Raw genomic sequence first — 15,950 nt, 5'->3', positions numbered from 1 at the left:
ATTGTAAACATAAGGTTAAATGCTTACATGTTGCCGGTTGACCTTTGTCTCCCTGAGGGGCAATATTTGATGGCCATCACAAAACCGACACAACCGAAGACGTTGATGTCGCATTTTTATAGAGGAAAAAACGATGTGGAAGAAACCTGCTTTTATTGATTTACGTCTGGGTCTGGAAGTGACGCTGTACATTTCCAACCGCTAATCGCTCCGCCCGCCGTCCGTGCGGGCATTTTGTTTTTTTATCTGGTCCGTCTTCATGTTTATAAAAGTCCTCGGTTCCGCCGCTGGCGGAGGTTTTCCGCAGTGGAATTGTAACTGCGCCAACTGTCAGGGGCTGCGCAATGGCACAATTCAGGCCACCGCCCGCACCCAGTCTTCCATTATCGTTAGCGATAACGGCAAAGAGTGGGTGCTGTGTAACGCCTCTCCCGATATCAGCCAGCAAATTGCCCACACGCCAGAGTTAAACAAACAAGGAGTGCTGCGCGGTACGCATATTGGCGGCATTATCCTTACCGATAGCCAGATTGACCATACTACCGGGCTGCTGAGCCTACGCGAAGGGTGTCCCCATCAGGTCTGGTGCACGCCGGAGGTACATGAGGATCTCAGCACGGGTTTTCCCATTTTTACTATGTTACGGCACTGGAACGGCGGCCTGATTCACCATCCTGTCACCCCGCTGAATAGTTTTACCGTTGACGCCTGTCCCGATCTGCAGTTTACCGCCGTCCCCATCGCCAGCAATGCGCCGCCCTACTCGCCGTTTCGCGATCGCCCGCTGCCGGGCCATAACGTGGCGCTGTTTATCGAAAACCGCCGTAACGGCCAGACGCTGTTCTATGCGCCGGGGCTTGGCGAACCGGATGAAGCGCTCCTGCCGTGGCTGAAAAAAGCGGACTGCCTGCTGATTGACGGTACCGTCTGGCAGGATGATGAACTACAGGCTGCCGGCGTCGGGCGCAATACCGGTCGTGATATGGGCCACCTGGCGCTTGGCGATGAACACGGCATGATGGCGTTGCTGGCCTCACTCCCGGCAAAGCGCAAAATTCTGATTCATATCAATAACACGAATCCTATCCTTAACGAGCAATCGCCGCAGCGCAAGGCCCTGACGCAACAGGGAATTGAAGTGAGCTGGGACGGGATGCCTATCACGCTTCAGGACTAACTATGCAGATACGCGAAACCCTATCGCCACAAGCGTTTGAACAAGCGCTACGGGAAAAAGGCGCCTACTACCATATCCATCATCCGTACCATATTGCGATGCATAACGGCGAGGCCAGCCGCGAACAAATCCAGGGCTGGGTGGCGAACCGTTTTTACTACCAGACCAATATCCCACTAAAAGACGCGGCGATTATGGCAAACTGCCCCGATCCACACACCCGACGCAAATGGGTGCAGCGGATCCTCGACCACGATGGCAGTTACGGCCAGGAAGGCGGTATTGAAGCCTGGCTGCAGTTGGGTGAAGCCGTGGGGCTAAGCCGTGATGAGTTACTCAGCGAGCGCCACGTGCTGCCCGGGGTGCGTTTTGCCGTCGACGCCTACGTCAATTTTGCCCGCAGGGCCAACTGGCAGGAAGCGGCGTGCAGTTCGCTGACCGAACTGTTTGCCCCGCAAATTCATCAGTCGCGCCTCGACAGCTGGCCGCAGCACTACCCATGGATCAAAGAAGAAGGCTATTTCTACTTCCGCAGCCGCTTAAGCCAGGCCAATCGCGACGTCGAACATGGGTTGGAACTGGCGAAGATCTACTGCGATAGCGCGGAAAAGCAGAACCGGATGCTGGAGATCCTGCAGTTTAAGCTCGACATTCTGTGGTCGATGCTGGATGCCATGACCATGGCCTACGCGTTGCAGCGCCCGCCCTATCATACGGTCACCGACAAGGCGGCCTGGCACACGACCCGACTGGTATAACTATGCAAAAAAGCGCAATCATCGCCTTTCGTCGCGGCTACCGCCTGCAGTGGGAAGCTGCTCAGGATAGCCACGTGATCCTCTATCCGGAAGGAATGGCGAAACTGAATGAAACCGCCGCCGCGATCCTCGAACTGGTCGATGGTCAACGCGACGCGGCAAAAATAATCGCCGAACTCAACGCCCGTTTCCCGGAAGCCGGCGGCGTCGATGACGACGTCATCGAATTCCTGCAGATAGCTTACCAACAGAAGTGGATTATCTTCCGTGAGCCAGAATAAACCCGCCGTTAATCCGCCGCTGTGGCTACTGGCGGAGCTGACCTATCGCTGTCCGTTGCAGTGCCCCTACTGCTCTAACCCACTGGACTTTGCTCAGCAGGAGAAAGAACTCACCACCGAACAGTGGATTGAGGTCTTTCGCCAGGCGCGGGCCATGGGTAGCGTGCAGATGGGTTTCTCCGGCGGCGAACCGCTGACGCGCAAAGATCTGCCGGAGCTTATCCGCGCCGCGCGCGATCTCGGTTTTTACACCAATCTGATTACGTCAGGCATTGGGCTCACCGAGAGCAAACTCGACGCCTTCAGCGAGGCCGGGCTGGATCATATCCAGATTAGCTTCCAGGCCAGCGATGAAGTGCTTAACGCAGCGCTGGCGGGCAACAAAAAAGCGTTCCAGCAGAAGCTGGCGATGGCGAAAGCGGTAAAAGCACGCGACTACCCGATGGTGCTGAACTTTGTCCTACATCGCCACAATATCGACCAGATCGATAAAATCATCGAGCTGTGTATCGAGCTGGAAGCGGATGATGTTGAGCTCGCCACCTGCCAGTTTTACGGCTGGGCGTTTCTCAATCGTCAGGGGTTACTGCCGACCCGCGAACAGATCGCCCGAGCTGAACAGGTCGTTGCTGATTACCGCCATAAAATGGCGGCTAACGGTAATCTGACCAATCTGCTCTTTGTCACCCCGGACTACTACGAAGAACGCCCTAAAGGCTGTATGGGCGGCTGGGGCTCAATATTCCTCAGCGTGACCCCGGAAGGCACCGCGCTGCCGTGTCACAGCGCGCGCCAGTTACCGGTCGAGTTCCCGTCGGTGCTGGAGCAGAGCCTGGAATCGATCTGGTATGACTCGTTTGGCTTCAACCGCTACCGCGGCTTCGACTGGATGCCGGAGCCGTGCCGTTCCTGTGATGAAAAAGAGAAAGATTTCGGCGGCTGCCGCTGTCAGGCCTTTATGCTGACCGGCAATGCAGATAACGCTGACCCGGTGTGCAGCAAATCGCCGCACCATCATAAAATCCTCGAAGCGAGGCGCGAAGCGGCCTGTAGCGACATCAAAATCAGCCAGCTGCAGTTCCGCAACCGCACCCGTTCACAGCTGATTTATAAAACCCGGGAATTGTGATGACCACCGCCACCCGCATCGTGGAACTGGCAGGCGGGATTCGCGCAACGCTGGTTCATCAGCCGCAGGCGACGCGTGCTGCGGCGTTGGTTAAGGTGGGGGCCGGAAGCCATCACGAAACCGATGCCCTGCCGGGGCTGGCCCATTTACTGGAACATTTGCTGTTTCGCGGCAGCCAGCGCTATCACGCAGACGAGCGATTAATGGCGTGGATCCAACGCCAGGGCGGCTGCGTCAACGCCACCACCCTTGCCCGCCACAGCGCCTTTTTCTTCGAGGTCGCCGCCAGTAGTCTGGCCGAGGGCATCACCCGTCTACGGGATACGCTCCAGGCGCCGCTGCTGTCGCCTGAAGATATCCGTCAGGAACTGGCGGTCATCGATGCGGAAAACCGGCTTATCCAGCAGCACGATCCCTCCCGCCGTGAAGCCGCAGCCCGTCACGCGATGGCGGCGCCCGCGGCTTTTCGCCGTTTTCAGGTCGGCAGCATGGATTCTCTGGGCGGAAACTTGCCTGCGCTGCAGGTTGCGCTCGGCGAGTTTCATCAGCGCTATTATGTCGCCAGCCATCTGCAGCTATGGCTTCAGGGGCCGCAGTCGCTTGATGAATTAGCCGCATTGGCCCATTTTTTTGCCGCGGGGTTCCCTGGCGGCCTGCCGCCGGAAAGCCCGCCGTCTGCGTATTTTAGCAACAATTCGGATCTTCAACTGGCCGTTGAAGACAAACCGGCGGTATGGCGTTGTCCGCTCATTGCAGTAAGTGACAACGTCACTATTTTTCGTGAATTCTTACTGGATGAAGCGCCCGGCAGCCTGCTGGCCGGGCTACGTGAATGCGGGCTCGCGGACGATGTCGCGCTGAACTGGCTTTACCAGGATGAACGTGTCGGCTGGCTGGCGCTGGTATTCAGCAGCGACCAACCCGACGCCATCAATCAGCATCTCGAGCGATGGCTGCAGGCATTGCGCCACACCTCGCCTGAACAGCAGTTGCACTATTACAGGCTGGCGCAGCGGCGTTTTAACGCACTCACCCCGCTCGAACAGTTACGTCAGCGGGCATTGGGTTTTGCGCCCAATTCCCCGCCCGTCGACTTTGCCCGTTTCTGCGCCAGCTTGCTGACGGCGCCAGCCTCTTCGCTGGTGTGCCGCAAAATAGCGGCTGGCGATGGCGTGGCAACCCAGGGCTTTACCTTGCCGCTCGGCCGCAGGCAGCCACGGACAGTCGTGATTGATCCGCTGGCATTTAGCTTCTATCCGCAGGCAGCGACCGCGGCAGCGCCTGACCTGCCGCCAACGACCAGCCCGCTGCTGCATGTCATTGCAGATAATCAAACGCCAACGCTGATCGTTCGCAAGCCTTTCTATAGCGTGCTTAGTCAGGCGCAGGGTATGGCGATAAGCCAGCAACTCCGTCCCATGCTCGCGCAACTTCGCCATGCTGGCGGCAGCGGTGAGTGGCGAACGGTGGACGGCAACTGGCAGCTTACCCTACAGCTACCGGAATCCGGCGGCGTAGCGGAACGCGTCGTCACCGCGATCATGCGCCGATTAGCCCAACCCGCGCCGGGGACGACGGTCGCGTCTGAAACCATTGCGATTCGCCAGCTACTGCAACAATTACCTGAACATCTGACTATCGCCCGGGCGCAAGAGGGTTGGCTGGCGGCGATGGTGGGCGGCAGCGGCAATCTGGCGCAGCAGGTTGCCCGTCAGTTGACGCTGCTCAATACCCCGGTTAACGCCGAACTTCACTCTTCGGCGGGCTGTCGCCGCGGTATTCAGCGTATTCCTCACGCCAGCTCGGATAACGCGCTATTAGTTTTTATTCCATTGCCCGAGGGGGCATCGCTGGCCGCGCTGCAACTGCTGGCGCTACTTTGCGAGCCGCAATTCTTCCAGCGTCTGCGGGTCGAACAGCAGATTGGCTACGTGGTGAGCTGCCGTTATCAGCGGATCGCCGATCGCGATGGCCTGCTGCTGGCGCTGCAGTCGCCAGATCGTTCCATCAGTAACCTGCTACGCTGCTGTAAAACCTTTCTCCGCCAGTTAACGCTGTGTGGGCAAGCTGAGTTCAGCCAGTTACAACACCAGCTGGCTGAGCAGAACGGTCTGCCGCAGGACGCCAGCGCCACCGCACTCTCCGCCCTGCGCCAGCGCTATCATCTACCGGTAGCCACGCCGCAGAACGTTAACGACCTGCGGCTGGACGAGGTCATCGCGCTATGGCGTGAGATAACTCGCCGTCGCCGCAGCTGGCGAATCCTGTTTAGCGCGCCGACGACGTCCGCCACTTAAAGTGGTTACTGCGCATCGGCGCTTTCGACCTGCGGAACGTTACTTTGCGCGCTATCCGCAGCCGGCGCATTCGCCGGGTCGAAGATATGGTCGAGAATCGCACGCGCCGTCGGGCCGGCGACAACGCCATCGCCGCCGCCATTTTCGAGAATGAGCGCCATCGCCACTTTCGGATGCTGATACGGCGCAAACAGGGTATAAAAAATGTGGTCGCGCAGACGTACCGGGATCATTTTGGCATTGTAGGTCTGGTTCTCCTTCAGGCTAAACACCTGCGAGGTGCCGGACTTCGCCGCAATCTGGTACGGCGCGGTATGAAACAGCTTATATCCCGTTCCGTTCGGCAGGTTCGCCATGCCATACATACCATTGCGGACAACACCCCAATATGGCGATTTCGGATCGCCGACCTGCGGTAAATTGGCTGGCTGCTGGTACCGTTCGACCTTATTCCCCTGCTTCATTGAGTACAAAAGATGCGGGTTTTGTACCTTGCCGTTGTTGATTAGGGTGGTCAGCGCTTTCACCATCTGGATTGGCGTCGCGATCCAGTAGCCCTGGCCGATACCGACGGAAATCGTATCGCCCTGATACCACGGTTTTTTATGTACCCGCTGTTTCCATTCGCGGCTCGGCAAAACCCCGGCGTATTCTTCATTGAGATCGATGCCGGTCGATTGTCCGTAGCCAAACTTGCTCAACCACTCGTGTATACGATCGATGCCCATCTCAAAAGCGACCTGGTAGAAGAAGGTATCCGCCGACTCTTCAATCGCTTTGGTCACATTCAACATACCATGTCCCGTTTTTAACCAGTCGCGATAGCGGCGCTGAGTACCCGGTAGCGTCCAGGTCGGCGCGCCGAAGAAGGTGGTATTTGGCGTAATCACCCCGGCGGAAAGGGCTGAGAGCGCCATATACGGCTTGACCGTGGAAGCCGGGGGATACAAGCCCTGAGTGACGCGGTTAATCAGCGGGCGATCCTGGTTATCGAGCAGCGATTTGTAAGCCTGGTAGCCAATCCCCTTAACGAAGGGGTTGGGGTCATAGCTGGGGCTGGAGACCATTGCCAGTACGCCGCCGTCGCGCGGGTCGACGGCCACGACCGCGGCGCGCTGGCCCTTCAGGACCGACTCGATGTACTGCTGCAAATGCAGGTCTAGCGTCAGATAGATATTTTTGCCGGCGACCGGCGGGACTTCTTTCAACAGGCGAACGACGCGACCGTGGTTGTCTACCTCGACTTCCTGATAACCGGTGGTGCCATGCAGCTCTTTCTCGTAATAGCCTTCAATCCCCTGTTTACCGATATTGCGATCGGCCGCGTAGTTTTCTGCTTCGCCGTTTTTCGCCAGCCGTTGTAAATCGTTATCGTTAATTTTCGAAACGTAACCGACAACGTGCGCCAGTTCCGCGCCATAGGGATAACTTCGCTGCTGGTAGCTCTCGACGGTGACGCCGGGAAAACGGAATTCGTTGACCGCGAATCGCGCCACTTCCACATCGGTAAGATCGGATTTCAGCGTCACTTCTTTATAGCGGCTATTGTGGTGCATATCGTCGCGGAAACTGGCGATATCATCCGCCGTCAGGTCGACAATCGGGCTTAACGCCTGCAGCAGCGCCGACATATCGGCAATCTTGCTGGGGATCACCTGCAGGCGATACAGGGTGATATTTTGTACCAGCGGAATACCGTTGCGGTCGAAAATCAGCCCCCGGCTTGGCGCGATCGGCAACATTTTAATGTCATTTTGATTGGAGCGGGTCTGATAAAAGTCGTGCTGCTCTACCTGGAGATGGTAGAGATTGAAAATCAACACCCCAAAGCAGACCACCACCAACAGGAAAGCAATAACGGCGCGGCGGATAAACAGCATCTCTTCTGCCGAGTGGTCGCGGATCTCATCTCTCAATAGGGCCATTGGCGGCAATTTACCTGCGTCACTGGAAAGCACAAAAACTAAAGGCGGGGAAGAATAGCTTTATTGACGCATTAGCCCTACTGAAAGGTTGCTAATGAACTGGCAGAAATGTATCAGTATGTTAGAACGTGAGTTGCCTTTCTCAACGAGAGAAAGGCATAAGAACGCGTTGTCAGGTGGTAACGATTATTTTTTGGCCTCAAAAGCGATCTTTACCGCCATTCCGGCAAGTACCGTCGCCATCAGCCAACGCTGAAAGTGTTGCCAGCCCGGTCGCCGCCCAAGAAACAGCGCCACCTGCCCGGCCAGCATAATAATAAGCCCGTTAACCGCCACGCTTATTAGCGCCTGGGTGCAGCCTAGTATTAGGGACTGACTCAGCACGCTACCGAGTCCGGGGGTGATAAACTGCGGCAGCAAAGACAAATACAAGATAGCCACTTTAGGATTCGCCAGGCTGGTAAGAAAGCCCATCAGAAACAGCTTACGCCCGCTATCAGCCGGTAAGTCGCGCACCGCGAAAATCGGCCGCCCACCGGGTTTAATCGCCTGCCACGCTAAATAGAGTAAATAAGCCACTCCGCAAATTCGCAACGCATCGTAGGCATAGGGTACGGCGAAAACCAGCGCGGTTATGCCAAAAGCCGCGCACAGCATATAAAAGAAAAACCCCACCGCAACGCCAGCAAGGGATATAAAGCCGGCGCGTTTTCCCTGGCAAATCGACCGCGAAGTGAGGTACATCATGTTGGGGCCAGGCGTTAACACCAACCCCAACGCCACCGCGGCAAAAGCCGATAATGAAGCTAATTCAGGCATAACTTATCTCCAGATAGGGGTAATGCCCAGGCGCGCGGCGTACTTGACCATGCTCCCCAACAGTATTCTGTCTTTAGCGCCAGTCACATGGTGTCTAAGTATTAGCTTATTCCCGTTCGGTCGACAACCATTTCGCCTTTCCCGGCCGTTTAGGAGGTGCAACTGCTCCTGATACGCCAGAGGCGTATATAAAGTACAGTGCTAACGCCAAACACAGCACCGCTGCCAGGCGTTGTGGCGAAAAGGCAATAGCGCTATTTCCCAACCACCCGAAATTATCAATCAGCAAGCTCATCGCGAGTTGACCAAATATTACCGCCACCGTCGCCGTTGCCGTGCCGATTCGCTGTACTGCCAGCACCATGATGACAATATAGGGTACCCCGCAGAACGCGCCAAGCAGTTGCCACTTTGGCACATCCAGCAGCGTCATCGACTGCTGCGGAGCAAAGAAAACGATCAATAAACCGGTCACCAACGCGCCAATGGAAAAGGTCAAAAAGGCGCTACGCAATATTCCGACTTGCGCGCCAAGACGGCCATTCACCGCAGCCTGTACGCTTAGCAATGCACCGCCAATCAGCGACAAAATAATCATCAGCATATTCATATCAGCACCTCAATCAACGGCAATCAGCACTAATGCCGCCACAATGAACAACAGAGCAATAACCCGGCGGCGATCTATTTTTCGCCGCGGGCTACCAAACCAGCCAAAATGATCGATTAACAGACTCTTACATACTTGACCGGCGAGAATACCGGTAATCGTCATTGCGATACCGATCGTCGGAGTAACAATCGTTAATATCAGCACATAACCTGGCCCCAATAGACCTCCGGTTAATTGCCAACCGGGGAGCGAAAAAAAAGAGGGACTTTGTCGCGGGCTAAAAAAAAGCATCAGTAAAAACGTTAATGCCGCGCCAATGGCGAAAATACTCATTGTTGCCCATAAATCACCGACCTGACCCGCCAGCGGCCCCAATAGACCTGCCTCTACGGACAGCCCCATTCCGCCGGCAATCACTAAAAAAATCAGCACACGCTGCATGTTAAATACTCTTCAGTTGTTAAGAGCGGAAGAGAATAGAACGGCGCGCTAATGCAAAAAATAGTATAGTTTTGCAAACACCTTTGCAGGATTTGCATTAATGGCCGACGTAGGTAACATCAATCTCCGCGCCCTCCAGCTGTTTATCGCCGTGTATGACAGCCATAGTTTTTCCGTTGTCGCGCGCCGTGAAGGCGTGTCCCCTTCTCTTATCTCACGGGTCATCCAGCAACTCGAGGATGCGCTAGGCCAGCAGCTGTTCTACCGCAATACCCGTGCGGTCGTTCCAACGGAGGCCGGAAACCTGTTTGCTGACTATGCCCGCGGGATGACCGAGCAATTCGCTCACGCGCAACGCGAATTACAGGATCGCGCCCAACAACCTGGCGGACTCGTGCGCATCAACGCCCCGGTCTACTTTGGCCAACGGCATATCGCGCCATGGTTAGCGGGACTGGCCGATCGTTATCCCGAGCTGGAGTACGAATTAATCCTGACCGATGACTTTGTCGATCCTCATCGCCAGGCGACTGATATCATTTTTCGTATCAGCGCCCTGCCTGACGCCAGCTATCACGCAAAGGTTTTTGGCGCCCAGCGCTATTACCTCGCCGCAGCGCCTGGTTACCTTTCCCGTTTCGGCGCGCCGCAATCGCCTTCTGAGCTTAATCAACACCGCACGCTGGTGTATCGCGGTTCACAGGGCGCTAACCGTTGGCTTTTTCGCCAGAGGGAAGAAGAGTGGACCCATTACCCGCAAACACCGCGGCTAATCTCAAACAACGCCGATGCCCTTCTCACTTCAGCGATTGGCGGAATGGGCATTGTTTTGTTTCCGGACTGGATGGTGAGCGACGCGCTGGCGCAGGGAACATTAGTAGCGCTGATGAATGACTACAGCGTTGGCATTAACCATTTGCCCTCTTACATTGCCGCGATTTATCCGCATGCTCGTCATCCGTCGCTCAATGTACGCACCGTTATTGATTATTTTACCGACGTTTTCGGCACGCCGCTTTACTGGCAACGCTAATCCTTTCATCGCAGTAAAATTGTCATATCTCAAACAATTAGCGATCCGTTGCGGCTAACGCATCATAACGTTTCCTTTACCGCTGCGTTACGACTATGTTTAAAGGTGTGGTTTTGAATTTCGCCGAGTAAACACACTAAAACACTGGTTTTAATTATGTTTGTTGAACGGTAAAAGCTATTAAATCCGTAGACTCATTCAAATATCGCTTATTGGTAGCAGTGTATATCGTAATGGCATTCACAAAAGCAAACGGAGCCTGATATGAGCACGTCAAATGATCCCACTAACAACCCATCCGCAGGGAAATGCCCTTTCCACGCCGGCACGCCGAAGCAAAGCGCCGGCAGCGGTACCGCCAACCGTGACTGGTGGCCCAACCAACTTCGTGTTGACCTGCTGAATCAGCACTCCAATCGTTCTAACCCGTTGGGTGAAAACTTCAACTATCGGGAAGAGTTCAAAAAGCTCGACTACTCCGCATTGAAAGCCGACCTTCGCGCGCTGCTGACCGACTCTCAGGAGTGGTGGCCTGCCGATTGGGGCAGCTACATTGGCCTGTTTATCCGTATGGCGTGGCACGGCGCGGGGACTTACCGTACCGTCGATGGCCGCGGCGGCGCGGGTCGCGGGCAGCAGCGCTTCGCCCCGCTTAACTCCTGGCCAGATAACGTCAGCCTTGATAAAGCCCGTCGTCTGCTGTGGCCGGTGAAACAAAAATATGGTCAGAAAATCTCCTGGGCCGACCTGTATATGCTGGCGGGTAACGTGGCATTAGAAAACGCCGGCTTCCGTACCTTCGGTTTCGGCGCAGGGCGTGAAGACGTGTGGGAACCTGACCTCGATGTTGACTGGGGCGATGAGAAAGAGTGGCTGAAACACCGCCACCCGGAAAGCCTGGAAAAACAGGCGCTGGGCGCCACAGAAATGGGTCTCATCTATGTCAACCCGGAAGGCCCTAACGCCAGCGGCGATCCGCTTTCCGCCGCGGCAGCCATTCGTGCGACCTTCGGCAATATGGCGATGGACGATGAAGAAATCGTCGCGCTGATCGCCGGCGGCCATACGCTGGGTAAAACGCACGGCGCCGCACCGGCAAGCCACGTTGGCCCGGAACCGGAAGCCGCCCCGCTGGAATCTCAGGGTCTTGGCTGGAGCAGTACTTACGGCAGCGGTGTAGGCGCGGACGCCATCACCTCGGGTCTGGAAGTCGTATGGACGCAAACCCCGACCCAATGGAGCAACTACTTCTTCGAGAACCTGTTCAAATACGAGTGGGTACAGACGCGTAGCCCGGCGGGCGCTATTCAGTTTGAAGCGAAAGATGCGCCGGAGATTATTCCCGATCCGTTTGATCCGAATAAAAAACGCAAGCCGACCATGCTGGTGACGGACCTGACGCTGCGCTTCGACCCGGAATTCGGCAAAATCTCGCGCCGTTTCCTGAACGATCCGCAGGCCTTTAACGAAGCCTTCGCCCGCGCCTGGTTCAAACTAATTCACCGCGATATGGGGCCAAAATCCCGTTATCTCGGTCCGGAAGTGCCAAAAGAAGATCTGATTTGGCAGGATCCATTACCGGCTCCGACGCATAACCCGACCGCCTCCGACATCGCTACGCTGAAAACGGCCATTGCGGATTCAGGCCTGTCGGTCAGCGAACTGGTCTCCGTGGCCTGGGCTTCCGCCTCAACCTTCCGCGGCGGTGATAAACGCGGCGGCGCTAACGGCGCGCGTCTGGCCCTGCTGCCACAGAGAGAATGGCCGGTCAACGCCATTGCCAGCAAAGTGCTGCCAACGCTACAGGCCATCCAGAAAGCATCGGGTAAAGCGTCGCTGGCGGATATCATTGTTCTGGCGGGCGTCGTGGGGGTTGAGCAGGCCGCAGCGGCTGCCGGCGTTCAAGTAAACGTGCCGTTTGCGCCGGGTCGCGTTGATGCGCGCCAGGATCAGACCGATGTTGAAGCAATGGATCTGCTGCAGCCGCTGGCCGACGGTTTCCGTAATTACCGTCGCATCGAAGGCGGCGTATCAACGGAAACCCTGCTTATCGATAAAGCGCAGCAGCTAACCCTGACGGCGCCGGAAATGACGGCGCTGGTCGGCGGCCTGCGCGTGCTGGGCGCTAACTTCGATGGCAGCCAACATGGCGTCTTCACCGATCGCGTCGGCGTCCTCAGCACTGACTTCTTCGTCAACCTGCTGGATATGGGCACCGTATGGAAAGCCGCGGATGAACAGGCTGAGCTGTTTACCGGTCACGACCGTAAGAGCGGCGAAGAGAAATATACCGCCACTCGCGTCGATCTGGTGTTCGGTTCTAACTCGGTCCTGCGCGCGCTGGCCGAAGTCTATGCCTGTGCCGATGCGCAACAGAAATTCGTTACTGATTTCGTTGCCGCATGGACCAAGGTAATGAATCTGGATCGTTTCGATCTGTAATTCCCCTGCCCGCCGGTGAACAACCGGCGGCAGGTTACTCTGTTAAAGCGCCGCTCATTATCGAGTGGCGCTTTTTTATGCTTCCCGAGCGAGCTGCTGTAACCGACTGTAGGTGCGTTGAATATCATCCAGCTCCACATCCGCCACCAGTGTTTCCAGCCCGCAATCGGTAATTAAAATTAAGCGGCACTGTTTTTCATACAAAATATCCACCACGTTGATAAAGCGCTGCTGTGCCGCAGGGCTAACTCGCGCCAACGGTGGAACCTTCTCGACAAGCCAGTTCTGGTGTTGCTCACATAGCGTCAGGTAATCCATGACCGAGGTAGGCGCAAGGCAGAGCTGGTCGAAAGTGAAATGCAGAAAGGCATCTTGCCGAGATGCCGTCTGCAGGGTGCGATAACCTACTTGCAGAGCCTGCGCCTGCGGGGCAATATCCGGCAAACCGAGCGCCGCGCGAGTACTGGGGGTTGGCTGCACCAACAGTTTTCCCTGGCAGAAATCATTCTCCAGCAAGGCATGTCGCTCGCGGTAATCCTGTTCGCCGTTGAGCGCCGTTACCGTCATATGACGTTTAATGAGGTTAATGGAAGGCAAAAAACGTTCGTGATAGAGCGGATTCGCCAGCAAACGGTCGGGGGGATAATTGGAGGTCGCTAATAAGACGATATTTCGCGCGAACAAATGCTCCAGTAGCACCTTTATCAACATCGCATCAGCCGGGTCATGAAGATGAAACTCATCAAAACAGAGCAGACGACAGTTGTCGGTCATTTGCGCGACGACCTCTTGCAACCGCGGCGCCGAAGGGGCGTTCAGCCGCTGATGGAGCTCGCGGAAAAAGTGATGAAAATGCACCCGCCGCTTTTCACGCAGCGGCAAGCTGGCAAAGAAGCTATCGAGAATAAAGCTCTTCCCGCGCCCGGTTCGCCCCCAGACGTACAATCCTTGTATTGCCGTTTGCTGCCGGAATAACTGCTGGCTCAGCGTTTGCAAGTTGGCGACCAACGCGAGCTGGTCGGCATCAAGGGTGAGATTTTCTTTTGCCGCCCGTTGAGCCATCACGGCGCTAAAACAGAAATCAGCGTACTGTTGCATGGGATTCACTAGCGCTATTTTTATTGAGAATGGTCGCCATGACGTTGTCAAAATGCGGCAGATCCTTAGCCACGGTAAATGCGGGATTCATCGCTTTACGGCCAATCAGACCATCGATGAATGCAAAGATGGTGAGCGTTGCTTCTTCGACGTTAACGTGTGGGCTGAGCTCGCCTGCGGCAATTCCTTGAGCAATAATCTGTGCCATTCCGTCGCGCATGATCCTGTCGCTATTGACGAAAATCTGCCGCAGCGCCGGCTTTCTTGCCGATTCCGCAATAATTTCCACCCACAGCTGGTGCGAAGAGGGATACCCCACTTCTTCTATACAGGAAACGGCTAAGGCGCAAATCTGCGCAAAATGGGAACCTTCGAAGCGCTCCTGATGCTTAGCTAATGCCGATTTTTGCTCTTCAAGGATAATCGCCTCAATGAGTTCATCTTTGCCTTTGAAGTAGGTGTACATCGCGCCGAGGCTAATACCTGCGCGCAGTGCAATTTCGCGCACGCTGGTTCCATTAAATCCTTTTTCGGCAAAGCACGCCGCCGCGGCGACAATCAGCTTATGGTACGTTTCTGAATTATTTAACATTTCAACTACCTCCGGCGATGGGCAATTCTACCTGCTTCAAGCGCTTTTTGGCTAGCAGCCTAATGTTAGGGTAAATAACCCGTTTTTACTTGCCATCACCGACAGTGCGCCTCATTATTAATGAATGAACGTTCGTTCATTTGTGATGATAAATATGAGGAGAACCATGATGCCAAATACCCAATCCAGTCTGCGTTTGCTTTTTCCGCAATGGCAAGGCGGCAACAATCCGCCCTACTTCTTCGGCTCCCGGATGCTGTCCTGGCTGGCGCCGCCTGCGCAAGGCGTTGTCGAGGAGGTCTGTGTCCCCGAACCAGGACACGCTCAACTGGCAAATGAAGATGGAATTGTCGGCCGCCGGGCGATCGTTGAACAGTTGCTTGATGCACAAGACAAAATCACTCGAAATCAGCCAGAGACCATTGTCACCTTAGGGGGCGATTGCCTGGTCTCCCTGGCTCCTTTCGCCTGGCTTGTGGAAAAATATGGCGATAAATTGGGGGTATTATGGATTGATTCTCACCCGGACGTTATGACGCCAGAGCAGTTCCCACATGCCCATGCCCACGTTCTTGGGGCGTTAATGGGCAATGGCGGCGCGGAATTAACCCAGGTGGTCAGAAAGCCATTATCACCAGGCAAAGCGCTCATTGCCGGGATCCATAGCCCGCTCGATGTCGAAAAACAGTTTATTAGTGAACGCGGCATCGCCACCTTAAGCCCATCAGAGCTGCGTCAGAATCCGCAGGCGATTGACGAGTGGATAGCGCGTGAACGTATTGAGTACCTGGCCATCCATCTCGATCTTGATGTCCTCGACCCGGCCCTGTTTCGAGCAGTGCTGTTTGCTCGTCCGGGGCGCGGCGTACACGATTTTGGCGATGTCGCCGAAGGGAAACTGACGATTGCCGAAGTGGTTAATCTTATCAATCAAGCCGCCGCGGAGGCCAAACCGGTCGGCCTCACCGTCGCCGAACACCTGCCCTGGGATACCTTAAACCTGAAGAATATGCTCGAAGCTCTACCATTATTGAGTTAATCGACGTGTTCCCCGTGGTGGAAAGTACCATTTGCCATGTTGCAGGAATACCGCAGGGGCTTTACCTCAGGCCCGGAGCGATAACGCCCCGGGACTTAAACTACCTAATCCAGACGGTAAGTAAGACTATCACCACCATCATCAACACGGCCTGGAGAAAGATTGGGTCTAACGACGTTTTGCGCATAGTCCCCCCGCTATTCAAAGATTTGCCGTATCGCCAGCGCCAGTACCAGCAAACCGGCCAGTAAAAACATCCAGGCGATGAGATCCTCCGGTGAACGATTCATCGTCATCCTCCTTTTT

At 55.6% G+C, this 15,950-nt stretch carries 17 protein-coding genes and 1 riboswitch; of the genes, 9 read left to right on the top strand and 8 right to left on the bottom strand.

Features of this window, described 5'->3' with window-relative positions; translation table 11 throughout:
- Positions 1–133: 133 nt before the first annotated feature.
- The 6 genes from pqqA to pqqF are packed head-to-tail and all read left to right on the top strand — an operon-like array spanning position 134 to position 5,642.
- On the top strand, positions 134–205 hold the full coding sequence (pqqA, locus tag ABLU86_RS06345) for a pyrroloquinoline quinone precursor peptide PqqA (protein ID WP_002905689.1): 72 nt from the start codon (positions 134–136) through the stop codon (positions 203–205).
- A gap of 54 nt (positions 206–259) precedes the next feature.
- Positions 260–1,177: a pyrroloquinoline quinone biosynthesis protein PqqB gene (gene pqqB, locus ABLU86_RS06340; RefSeq protein ID WP_015366528.1), complete on the top strand. Its 918-nt coding sequence runs from the start codon at positions 260–262 to the stop codon at positions 1,175–1,177.
- A gap of 2 nt (positions 1,178–1,179) precedes the next feature.
- The gene (gene pqqC, locus ABLU86_RS06335; RefSeq protein ID WP_045366084.1) at positions 1,180–1,935 is read left to right on the top strand and encodes a pyrroloquinoline-quinone synthase PqqC; all 756 of its coding nucleotides are present in this window, start codon (positions 1,180–1,182) and stop codon (positions 1,933–1,935) included.
- Positions 1,936–1,937: 2 nt separating this feature from the next.
- The gene (gene pqqD / locus ABLU86_RS06330) at positions 1,938–2,216 is read left to right on the top strand and encodes a pyrroloquinoline quinone biosynthesis peptide chaperone PqqD (RefSeq protein ID WP_015366526.1); all 279 of its coding nucleotides are present in this window, start codon (positions 1,938–1,940) and stop codon (positions 2,214–2,216) included.
- Positions 2,203–3,345 carry a pyrroloquinoline quinone biosynthesis protein PqqE gene (gene pqqE / locus ABLU86_RS06325; protein WP_020078732.1) on the top strand — a complete coding sequence of 381 codons (1,143 nt, stop codon included), beginning with the start codon at positions 2,203–2,205 and terminating at the stop codon, positions 3,343–3,345. Before pqqD ends, pqqE begins: the two co-directional genes overlap by 14 nt.
- Positions 3,345–5,642: a pyrroloquinoline quinone biosynthesis protein PqqF gene (gene pqqF, locus ABLU86_RS06320; protein ID WP_348795997.1), complete on the top strand. Its 2,298-nt coding sequence runs from the start codon at positions 3,345–3,347 to the stop codon at positions 5,640–5,642. The genes pqqE and pqqF overlap by 1 nt, the downstream gene beginning before the upstream one ends.
- 5 nt (positions 5,643–5,647) lie before the next feature.
- Here pqqF and mrdA read toward each other — a convergent pair whose 3' ends face one another.
- The 4 genes from mrdA to ABLU86_RS06300 all read right to left on the bottom strand — a co-directional run bounded on the left by mrdA (position 5,648) and on the right by ABLU86_RS06300 (position 9,440).
- A complete protein-coding gene (gene mrdA / locus ABLU86_RS06315; protein WP_032711686.1) occupies positions 5,648–7,567 on the bottom strand; it encodes a penicillin-binding protein 2 in 1,920 nt (639 codons plus the stop codon).
- Positions 7,568–7,753: 186 nt separating this feature from the next.
- Positions 7,754–8,386: a LysE family translocator gene (locus tag ABLU86_RS06310; protein ID WP_020078729.1), complete on the bottom strand. Its 633-nt coding sequence runs from the start codon at positions 8,384–8,386 to the stop codon at positions 7,754–7,756.
- Positions 8,387–8,403: 17 nt separating this feature from the next.
- Positions 8,404–8,483: riboswitch (ZMP/ZTP riboswitch) on the bottom strand.
- A 9-nt stretch (positions 8,484–8,492) separates the two neighbouring features.
- Entirely contained in the window at positions 8,493–8,996 is a 504-nt protein-coding gene (locus ABLU86_RS06305; RefSeq protein WP_117025753.1) for a DMT family transporter, read from the bottom strand.
- A gap of 9 nt (positions 8,997–9,005) precedes the next feature.
- A complete protein-coding gene (locus ABLU86_RS06300) occupies positions 9,006–9,440 on the bottom strand; it encodes a DMT family transporter (RefSeq protein ID WP_032708113.1) in 435 nt (144 codons plus the stop codon).
- A gap of 100 nt (positions 9,441–9,540) precedes the next feature.
- Here ABLU86_RS06300 and ABLU86_RS06295 point away from each other — a divergent pair, with 100 nt between their 5' ends.
- Together ABLU86_RS06295 and katG are read left to right on the top strand one after the other, a co-directional pair.
- A complete protein-coding gene (locus tag ABLU86_RS06295) occupies positions 9,541–10,473 on the top strand; it encodes a LysR family transcriptional regulator (RefSeq protein WP_015705486.1) in 933 nt (310 codons plus the stop codon).
- Positions 10,474–10,737: 264 nt separating this feature from the next.
- The gene (gene katG / locus ABLU86_RS06290; protein WP_015366518.1) at positions 10,738–12,915 is read left to right on the top strand and encodes a catalase/peroxidase HPI; all 2,178 of its coding nucleotides are present in this window, start codon (positions 10,738–10,740) and stop codon (positions 12,913–12,915) included.
- Between the two features lie 75 nt (positions 12,916–12,990).
- Here the strand turns inward: katG and zapE are convergent, their stop codons facing one another.
- Complete coding sequence (gene zapE / locus ABLU86_RS06285) at positions 12,991–14,013, bottom strand: cell division protein ZapE (protein WP_348795996.1); 1,023 nt, start codon at positions 14,011–14,013, stop codon at positions 12,991–12,993.
- Positions 13,997–14,605: a TetR/AcrR family transcriptional regulator gene (locus tag ABLU86_RS06280; RefSeq protein ID WP_015366516.1), complete on the bottom strand. Its 609-nt coding sequence runs from the start codon at positions 14,603–14,605 to the stop codon at positions 13,997–13,999. Before ABLU86_RS06280 ends, zapE begins: the two co-directional genes overlap by 17 nt.
- 169 nt (positions 14,606–14,774) lie before the next feature.
- Here ABLU86_RS06280 and ABLU86_RS06275 point away from each other — a divergent pair, with 169 nt between their 5' ends.
- The gene (locus ABLU86_RS06275) at positions 14,775–15,644 is read left to right on the top strand and encodes an arginase family protein (RefSeq protein ID WP_116326264.1); all 870 of its coding nucleotides are present in this window, start codon (positions 14,775–14,777) and stop codon (positions 15,642–15,644) included.
- Between the two features lie 100 nt (positions 15,645–15,744).
- On the opposite strand, the gene mgtU is transcribed toward ABLU86_RS06275, so the two are convergent.
- The gene (mgtU, locus tag ABLU86_RS06270) at positions 15,745–15,831 is read right to left on the bottom strand and encodes a magnesium transporter protection protein MgtU (RefSeq protein WP_251009860.1); all 87 of its coding nucleotides are present in this window, start codon (positions 15,829–15,831) and stop codon (positions 15,745–15,747) included.
- Between the two features lie 10 nt (positions 15,832–15,841).
- Positions 15,842–15,934, bottom strand: coding sequence for a protein MgtR (gene mgtR, locus ABLU86_RS06265; protein ID WP_020078726.1), 93 nt, complete (start codon positions 15,932–15,934; stop codon positions 15,842–15,844).
- Positions 15,935–15,950: the final 16 nt, after the last annotated feature.

Source organism: Klebsiella sp. JN_Kp121, from assembly GCF_040062145.1.
Taxonomy (GTDB): Bacteria; Pseudomonadota; Gammaproteobacteria; order Enterobacterales; family Enterobacteriaceae; genus Klebsiella; species Klebsiella aerogenes.
The sequence above is the reverse complement of the archived record's forward strand: the minus strand, read 5'-3'. Positions and strand labels throughout refer to the sequence as shown.